Origin of the sequence: Clostridium sp. HV4-5-A1G, assembly GCF_900184915.1 — a bacterium.
GTDB lineage: Bacteria > Bacillota > Clostridia > Clostridiales > Clostridiaceae > Clostridium_B > Clostridium_B aromativorans.
Map to the genome: position 1 here is coordinate 1 of NZ_FXYI02000151.1, position 8,981 is coordinate 8,981.

Genomic DNA, 8,981 nt, shown 5'->3' on the forward strand with positions numbered 1-8,981 from the left:
GTAATACACTGAGGTTGGTTCGACCTTTAGAGCTTAGGTAAACTTGTTCCATTAGGAATATTGACTAAGAAGCCATCCACTTCTATAAGTGGTGGTAGTTCACAATGAGATAAATGTACTTTTGGCCGCGATTTGGAGATAACTCCAAGCAGTCTAGGATTCTGCTAAAGCGTATGATAATGCCGCTTTACAGTGAAGCTTGAGGGTGCCAATCAGTGGGAGTTTCATATCTTTCTGATTTAGAAGCAAGGGTAATTCGGTACAGCCTAAAATTACACCATCCACATCATAGCTGGACAAGATTTCCCTGAAATTTTCTCTGGTATTTTCCGTTACCCTATTTAAAACAAGTTCACTGAAAATTATTGAGTTTATTTTATCCTGATGTTTTTCTGACGGGGTCAATACCTCTATGCCGAAGGATTCAAATCCCTTTTGATAAAAGGAGCTTTGCATGGTGTACTTTATCCCTGTCAATAATACTTTTTTCAATTTAAGTCTGCTGCATTCTTCAGCAGCTGCATCCACAATACTCAGCACAGGCAGATCTATTTGCTGCTTTATACTGTGAAATACTGAGTGGGGGGAGTTTGCAGCCATTATGACGAAATCGGCACCGGATTTTTGTAAACTGTTTATACCGTTTATTATATAATTTATATATTCAGAGGTTTTATGCTCATTTTCTAAATTCGTAAAATATTGAAAATTCAAACTGTTGATTATTATTTCAGGGTAATAGTAATCCGAGAATTTTTTATAGTACATATCAAGTATGGTTTTATAATATTGAATTGTGGAGGCGGAACTGATTCCGCCCAGAATTCCTATTTTTTTCATAATTTCTTATACTCCTTTGTTTTTTAGATAGAAGGATCTGTTGTCTATAGCTCTCATTGTTGCCAGTATTCCATCCAGGTGATCATATTCATGCTGTATCAGTTCTGATAGATCTCCTTGAAATTTTATTGTTTTATCCGTGAAATTTATATCTTTGTACATCACGGTACATTCTTTATAGCGTTTGACTTTTACCAGCAGATTTGGAAAGGACATGCAATCATCCATAACTTCCATCATCTGGTTATTGTCAAATTTAAGTATGGGATTGATAAAAACCATGGGCCTGTGAATATACATGTATATCAGCCTTTTAAATATTCCAATCTGCGGAGCTGCAATTGCTCTTCCTGCATTATATTTTTTGCGGAAATCAATTAAGGTATCATGCAAATCCGAAACAGTCTTCTCTACTGCATCCATTTCCCCCTTCTCAACAGAAAGACTTTTTTTGTATAGATCCTCATTTCCAAGTAACAATATTTCTTTTATCATAAAACGATCTCCTTTACATGTGATATATATTTGATACAATATTACTATATAATTGTTACTGTAAAAAGGTATAATTTTTATAAAAATTATGGGGATGATTTTATGGAAATACCGGTGTTCATCGAAAAGGACAGTAAAAAACCGCTGTATATCCAGATATATGGATGCTACAAAAAAGCTATACTGGAAGGGATACTTAAAAAAGACGACAGGCTGGAATCTATAGTACAGCTTAAGAACAGGCTTTGTATCAGCAGAAATACAGTTCAGGAGGCTTATAACCAGCTGCTGTGTGAAGGATATGTTTATAGTAGAAAGGGCAGTGGTTATTATGTGGAAGCTATAGATAAGCAGATAAAAACCGTCAAGAGAGAAAATATACCCTTAAAGCTTAAACCGTTGAGAAGTATTCATATAGATGATAGAGCATATCACTGTAATTTTAAACCCGGCTCGGTGGATCACGGCAGTTTTCCATTTGCAAGCTGGAGAAAAATTGAGCAGGGTATTATGAAAAAAGAAAATATAGACATATTGACCTATTCGGATCCCAGAGGTGAATTTGAATTAAGAAATCAGATTGCAGATTATGTCAAAAGTTCAAGAGGAGTGGCCTGCTGTTCTGAACAGATAATTGTAGGTGCGGGGACACAGACTTTGATGGCTATATTATGTGACCTGCTTAGTGAGCGTTGTAATAGGAACGTTGCTTTTGAAGAACCGGGCTTTTCTCCTGTGAGAAAGGTTTTTGAATGGTATGGATATAACATAGAGCCTGTTGAATTAACGCAGTCCGGAATGGATATAAAAAAACTTGAAGGCCTTGAAACAGTTCCAGGGTTGATATATGTAACACCGTCCAATCAGCATCCCATGGGTATGATCATGCCTGTCTCAAGCCGCATAAGACTTCTCAATTTTATTGATAGATGCGGTGGATATGTTATTGAGGATGATTATGACAGCGAATTTAGATATAATGTAAATCCAATACCTTCACTTCAAAGCCTGGATAATGAAAATAGAGTGATCTATCTTGGAACTTTTTCAAAAACTCTTTTTCCAGGAATGCATGTTGGATACATGATTTTACCTGAAAGCATAATGAATCTTTTTATTGAAAAAGGAAGCTTTATAAATCAAACTGCATCCAAAATTCATCAGCTGACAATTGCAGAATTTATGAGAAAAGGATTATTTGAAGCCCATCTCAGGAAAATGAGAAATATATATGCTAGAAAACAGCAGTTTCTTATAGATTGTATAAAAAATGAATTTGGAGAAAATGCTGCCGTCTATGGCGAGAAAGCAGGGCTCAACGTTGTACTTCAGGTAAAAAACAAGCTGGATGAGTCGGAATTGATAAATGCAGCCCTGGAAAAGGGGGTCAAAGTCTATCCTGTATCCTTTTACTATTTTGATAAAAATAATTATAAAAAACATAATATGGTGTTGATGGGATATGGACATCTGAGTTTTGAAGAGATGGGAAATGGAATAAGGTCTTTAAAAAAAGCCTGGTTTTAAATTGAAGATTTTTATAATGTTAGGATAATTTAAAATAAAAAGAGTGGACACAAGTCCACTTCTGTCCATTTAATATACAAATATATGGACTCTGATTAAGCAGTACCAAATCCCTTTCCATAGGCCTCATAGGAATTTTGTATTAAAACCAAAGCATTTATATCAACTTCTTTTACTATTTTCTTAAGTTTAACCAGCTCTGTATTTGTTACAAGGCACATCAGTATATCGCGTTTGTCATCTGTGTATCCGCCTCTTGCCTCGATTTTGGTAGTGCCCTCGTGAAGTCTGGTCAAAATCAAATTATTGATTTCTTCGGTTTTATCTGAAATTATAAATACGGATTTGGAATCGGTAAAGCCCTTGATATATATATCCACCACTCTTCCAATTAAATATACTGTGACCACACCATATAGAGCTTTTTCTATACCAAAGACAAAACAGGTAAGCATTACTATGGACAAATCCAAGCTCATCATTACTTTGCCAACAGGTTTGTGGGCGTATTTGCATATGACTTTAGCTATAGTATCTGTACCTCCTACGGAAGATTGCTTACTTAAAAGCATTCCCACGCCGATTCCCGTAAGAACTCCTCCAAGTAGGGATGATAGCAAGGTATCATTGGTAAAAGGAGCAGTATTGCTGGTTAATTCCACAAATATTGGAATGAGAAGAGCGCCTAAGGCTGTATTTAGTACAAATTTTTTCCCAAGTGTCAATAACCCTATGATAAAAATTGGCACATTGAAGAAACCTATTATTATTGACTTTTTTATGTGCAGTATAGATTCCAGTACAATAGCCAGTCCAGAAACTCCGCCTGGTACAATTTTATGCGGCGCAAGAAAAACATTTAAAGCAAAGGAAATTAAAAATAATCCTAATAAAATTACGGCTAAATCCCATACATTTTGTTTCATTCCACTCTCCTCCTATTTTTAAAATAATGGCACTATAAAAGCCCTCCGTCCCTTTTGGGATGAAAGACTCTCTTCACAGGGTAGATTTTGTATGAAAATAAATTGATACCGCTATGAATATAGATATATATTTTATATTTAAAAGTGCGTCTAATTAAATAAATCATCAATTATCAATTATAATACTCATTATAATGAATTATAGTGCATATATCAAGATAATATTCGTTAAATCTCATAATATTTTCATATAAGTATTTTACACATATGTTTTGGGTTAGGTGACAACTTTATATGGTATAATTTTTTTAAAAGCATAACGATATAGGGGTGAAGTCATTGATTAACAGCGCCTTAAAAGCTTTAAATAAATATTATGGATACGATAATTTTAGGGGAGATCAGGGTAAGGTGATTGAAAGCATATTGAATGGAAGAGACACCATGGCCATAATGCCTACAGGAGGCGGAAAATCCATATGCTACCAGATACCGGCACTACTTTTTAAGGGTATAACTATTGTAATATCTCCTCTTATTTCTCTTATGAAAGATCAAGTGGACAGTATAAAAGCTCTGGGAATAAAAGCTGCTTATATAAACAGTTCCATCTCTCAAAGTGAAATTTTAAATATATGTTCTTCCTTAAAAAGTGGAGATATAAAAATATTGTATGTAGCTCCAGAAAGACTGGAATCTTCTGAATTCTGCAGTATAATCAAAAATCTGCGGGTTTCGCAGGTGGCAGTAGATGAAGCCCATTGTGTGTCTCAATGGGGTCATGATTTTAGAGTGAGTTATACATATATCTGGAAATTTATAGCTGGATTTTCCAAAAGGCCTGTTGTTACAGCATTTACAGCTACTGCTACGGAGAAGGTACGAAAGGATATTGCAGAGCAGATAAAATTGAATAACCCTGTGGTTTTTATATCTGGATTTGATAGAAAAAATTTAAAAATAAGCTGCTTGAAGGTGGGAAATAGGTTTAGATACATACTTGATTATATAAGGGCAAATGCAGGACAGTCAGGTATAATATATGCAGCTACTAGAAAAGAAGTGGATAGTTTATATGAAAAGCTCAAGGCCAATAATATATCTGCAGGAAGATATCATGCAGGATTATCAATAGAGGATAGGAAAAAAAATCAGGAAGATTTTGTCTATGACAGGGTGGATGTCATAGCTGCAACTAATGCTTTTGGAATGGGTATTGATAAATCAAATGTAAGATTTGTAATTCACTATAATATGCCCAAAAATATAGAAAGTTATTATCAGGAAATAGGGAGGGCAGGTCGTGATGGTGAGAAAAGCGAATGTATACTCATGTTTGCTCCACAGGATATAATTACACAAAAGTATTTGATAGAAACTAGTATTCAGTCTTCAGACAGGAGAATAAGTGAATATAAGAAACTCCAGTGTATGGTGGATTTTGTCCATTATAATGGATGTTTGAGAAAATATATATTAAATTACTTTGGAGAACAGGTGGATTACGAGGAATGTGGAAATTGCAGTAACTGTATAAGAGAAGGAGAATATGTAGATAAAACAGTGGATTCTCAAAAAGTTCTTTCCTGTATCTATAGAATGAAAAGGGAATTTGGCGTAAATATGATAGTGGATGTGCTCAGAGGTTCTTCACAAAAAAAAGTACTTCAATACGGCTTTGATAAGATATCCACTTATGGAATAATGAAGAATTATTCAAAGGAGGAACTTTCGAATTTTGTAAATACACTTATAGCTCAAGGTTATATTTCCTTGAAAGAAGGGGAATATCCTACGGTAATGTTGAATTCCAATTCCGTAAAGATATTAAAAGGAGAAGAAAAGGTAATTTTAAAGGAATCTACTAAAGCGGAGAAAATAACCACAAACAGTGATCTGTTTGAATTACTGAGAAGCTGCAGGAGAGAAATAGCTAAAGAAGAAGAAGTCCCACCATATTTGATATTTTCGGATACTACTTTAAGAGAAATTAGCAGCAGGTATCCTGTAACTCCTCAACAAATGCTTGATATATCTGGAGTTGGTGAATTAAAGCTCAAAAAGTATGGAAATGTATTTTTAAAAATTGTGAAGAAATATGTGTATGAGAATAAAATAGAACCCAACTGGGTTTTTGAAATGAATTTGCAGAAAAACAATACTGGGAAAAATAACAAATTAAAAACTTTTGAGATTACTGTAAGTATGCTTGAGGACAATATGAATATAGAGGAAATTTCAGAAAAGAGGAGCCTTACCATATCAACAGTACTGTCTCATATAGAAAAATATGTGGAACAGGGAAAAAAACTAAATGCAGAGATAAAGTTCTATAATTTGTTTACGAGAGATGAGGAAAGTAAGATTCTGAAAGCTATAAAAAAATTGGGGATGTCCAGGTTGAAGCCAATCAAGAAATCCCTTCCAGACAGTATAAGCTATGACAAGATAAAAGCAGTCATACTTAAAGATTTCATCATGGAGAATAATAATTAGATTTTTCAATTTTAAAACTATAAAATGGGGTGGTAATATGAAATTTGTAACTTATGTTTATGAAGGAGAAGAAAGTATAGGTATTTTGCAGAATAATGAGATCTTTAATATAAGAAACCTACTGGAGAAAATGGGGGAAAAGGATATACCTGGAACTATGCAAAAATTTATAGAGTATCTGAATGAAGATAATTTAAACAGAATAGAGCGTTTTTTAAATGATAGAGGCGTTGAATCCGTTTTGCTGGATTCAGTTAAATTGAAAGCCCCAATACCTTATCCAGAGAGAAATGTATTTTGTCTTGGAAAGAACTATATAGAACATGCCAGGGAGATAAAAATAACCAGAATATCGGGAAATGGCATACCAAGCGCACCTATATATTTTACTAAAGTTGCATCACCTGCTGTAGGGACTGGAGATAATATTGAGTTTTCCACTAAAGTTACAAAACAGGTGGATTATGAAGCTGAACTAGGGGTGGTAATAGGGAAAGACGGCGTAAATATAAAGGCTGAAGATGCAGAAGAATATATTTTTGGATATACCATAATAAATGATGTGTCTGCCAGGGATCTTCAGGGAAAGCATACTCAATGGTTTAAGGGGAAGAGTCTGGATACTTTTTGTCCTATGGGTCCCTGTATAGTCCATAAAAATGAAATACCATTTCCGGTTAGTTTAGATATCAAATGTATGGTGAACGGTGAAATCAGGCAAAATTCAAATACTAAAAACTTGATTTTTAATATACCATATATAATAAGTGATCTATCAAAGGGAATGACTTTAAAGGCGGGCGATATTATATCCACAGGCACTCCCAGCGGTGTAGGTATGGGATTTGAACCCATCAAGGTATTGAAAAATGGGGATGTAGTGGAATGTTACATTGAAAAAATAGGGAGTCTTGTAAATAAAGTAGTGGAAATTTTATAGAATTTAAATACATAGAAGCGTGTTCAAATATCAAAGTTTAGAGTCTAAATATCATATTATATATGATAATATCCATAGCATTCAATTTACGTTGAGGTGGGTAGTAGTGTTAAAAAAATATAACTGTACTGTAAATGATAAAGTATTTGCTGTTATAATAGTGGCGGTTATGTGTATGAGTATAACAGCAATTCCGACAATCATATTTTGCAAAGGAATATTGGCAATGTGGAAGACAAACTTAATAATAATTAATGGAACTAATAAATTTGAAATCATAATGAATATAATAAAATTTATGATATTAACGTTAGTAATAATTACCGTTGTTGATCTGATTTTTAGTTCAGTCCTGGAGAAAAAAAGTGGAATAAAGCAGAACATGATAGAACTTACACTCATGTATTTAGTTTTTCTATTATATGCAATAATATATTCACATTTTTCAATTAATAATAAACTAATTATAAAAAAAGAAGGCATTCCGTATATGTCAATATACTTATTTGTTCTATATGTTTTATTGTTGATATCGTTTAAAATAATAGGAAGGCTCTATAAAAAAATAATATTGAAAAATAGAGATTGCATTAAATAGCCGTATTAAGGGGTGGATTATTTGAAAAGATTTTTTATATTTAATACTGAAAAATTAAAAAATGATGTTGAATATTTCCTTGTAACTTATGTATTGGTAATTTTTATACAATTAATTTTTTGGGTTAAAATTGACGACTTGGGAGATATAGTTTTTGGAACTATTTTTAGTATATTTTTTTTGTACTTAACTTTTATGAAAAAAAAATTTACTTTGAGAGAAGTGTGGAAATTGTTTTGGAAAGTGAAATGAGGATTAAGGTGGTAATAGTTAATGAATATAAATAAAGATTTTTCATTCTGGATAGCTTTGATAGTATCTCTTGTTGTTGCTATTTTGAATCTTTATGACCATAGGTATTTTTATAGCTTTTTTATGTTTTTAGTTTTTTTTTACTGATAATCTTTTTTATTAATGATAAAAATAAATAATAAAATTTTACTTGGGAATAGACTTAACAAAAGTATTAAAAACATACTTAAAACAGGACAAAATAAGACACGAACGTTAAATTCCAAATTAAAAACTACTCAGAATAATCATGGTATCACAAGAGATGCCAGATATTACAGTGGTAAACACTAATGATAAACCAAAGTATGATTGATAAATTAACTGAAATACATCTTACAGCAATAGCAGATATGTTCGGTATTCAGCTTAACAGAAACCTTCATTAAGCAATTTTCTGTCTTCTTTTATTAGTTGGTCAAAAGTACTATTATATGGATCAAATTTTTCAGTGCTATTATCGTAATTAGTATTTTTATCAGTAATGGCTTTATTTATTAAGTATATTAATTTTGGAAAAACTATTTCCGGAAAATATTGCGTATTTAAAATGAGTCATACGGCAGATGCTATGCAATGCAGATGATAAATAAACATTACTGTGAAATTTGTAAGCGGATTCTGATAATCCTGAAGATAAATATTTTCGTAATTTAATAGCGGTTATTTCGGCTGAAATTAAAGGCCGGATTTTTTTATCTACTTATTTGTTTTCCAGATCGAGAGCATATATTATGTATTGTAAATTGAACAAGTATATCAGCCTTATGATGAATAAATAGAAAAATATACTAAAGCATATTGCATTTTTATAAGTATTTATGTATAATTATAAAATATATCAATGATTTGTGATAATGTATATATT

The 8,981-nt window shown here is 32.4% G+C and carries 8 protein-coding genes; 5 read left to right on the top strand and 3 right to left on the bottom strand.

Annotated elements, in window-relative coordinates; translation table 11 throughout:
- Positions 1 to 153 precede the first annotated feature (153 nt).
- The gene (locus J5G60_RS14095; protein ID WP_236035324.1) at positions 154 to 840 is read right to left on the bottom strand and encodes an aspartate/glutamate racemase family protein; all 687 of its coding nucleotides are present in this window, start codon (positions 838 to 840) and stop codon (positions 154 to 156) included.
- A 6-nt stretch (positions 841 to 846) separates the two neighbouring features.
- Positions 847 to 1,335 carry a peptide deformylase gene (locus J5G60_RS14100; RefSeq protein ID WP_150355985.1) on the bottom strand — a complete coding sequence of 163 codons (489 nt, stop codon included), beginning with the start codon at positions 1,333 to 1,335 and terminating at the stop codon, positions 847 to 849.
- A gap of 102 nt (positions 1,336 to 1,437) precedes the next feature.
- Here J5G60_RS14100 and pdxR point away from each other — a divergent pair, with 102 nt between their 5' ends.
- Complete coding sequence (pdxR, locus tag J5G60_RS14105; protein ID WP_150355986.1) at positions 1,438 to 2,862, top strand: MocR-like pyridoxine biosynthesis transcription factor PdxR; 1,425 nt, start codon at positions 1,438 to 1,440, stop codon at positions 2,860 to 2,862.
- A gap of 95 nt (positions 2,863 to 2,957) precedes the next feature.
- Here the strand turns inward: pdxR and J5G60_RS14110 are convergent, their stop codons facing one another.
- Positions 2,958 to 3,788, bottom strand: a complete 831-nt coding sequence (locus J5G60_RS14110) for a YitT family protein (RefSeq protein WP_150355987.1) — start codon at positions 3,786 to 3,788, stop codon at positions 2,958 to 2,960.
- A 342-nt stretch (positions 3,789 to 4,130) separates the two neighbouring features.
- Between J5G60_RS14110 and recQ the strand changes: the two genes are divergently transcribed.
- The 4 genes from recQ to J5G60_RS14130 all read left to right on the top strand — a co-directional run bounded on the left by recQ (position 4,131) and on the right by J5G60_RS14130 (position 8,074).
- A complete protein-coding gene (recQ, locus tag J5G60_RS14115) occupies positions 4,131 to 6,284 on the top strand; it encodes a DNA helicase RecQ (RefSeq protein ID WP_150356011.1) in 2,154 nt (717 codons plus the stop codon).
- A 37-nt stretch (positions 6,285 to 6,321) separates the two neighbouring features.
- Positions 6,322 to 7,224: a fumarylacetoacetate hydrolase family protein gene (locus J5G60_RS14120; protein WP_150355988.1), complete on the top strand. Its 903-nt coding sequence runs from the start codon at positions 6,322 to 6,324 to the stop codon at positions 7,222 to 7,224.
- Positions 7,225 to 7,330: 106 nt separating this feature from the next.
- Positions 7,331 to 7,822, top strand: a complete 492-nt coding sequence (locus tag J5G60_RS14125) for a hypothetical protein (protein WP_150355989.1) — start codon at positions 7,331 to 7,333, stop codon at positions 7,820 to 7,822.
- Between the two features lie 21 nt (positions 7,823 to 7,843).
- Positions 7,844 to 8,074, top strand: a complete 231-nt coding sequence (locus J5G60_RS14130; RefSeq protein ID WP_150355990.1) for a hypothetical protein — start codon at positions 7,844 to 7,846, stop codon at positions 8,072 to 8,074.
- Positions 8,075 to 8,981: the final 907 nt, after the last annotated feature.

Coding starts and splice junctions, on each gene's coding strand:
- J5G60_RS14095 (WP_236035324.1), bottom strand. CDS start 840: ATGAAAAAAATAGGAATTCTGGGCGGAATCAGTTCCGCCTCCACAATT.
- J5G60_RS14100 (WP_150355985.1), bottom strand. CDS start 1,335: ATGATAAAAGAAATATTGTTACTTGGAAATGAGGATCTATACAAAAAA.
- pdxR (WP_150355986.1), top strand. CDS start 1,438: ATGGAAATACCGGTGTTCATCGAAAAGGACAGTAAAAAACCGCTGTAT.
- J5G60_RS14110 (WP_150355987.1), bottom strand. CDS start 3,788: ATGAAACAAAATGTATGGGATTTAGCCGTAATTTTATTAGGATTATTT.
- J5G60_RS14120 (WP_150355988.1), top strand. CDS start 6,322: ATGAAATTTGTAACTTATGTTTATGAAGGAGAAGAAAGTATAGGTATT.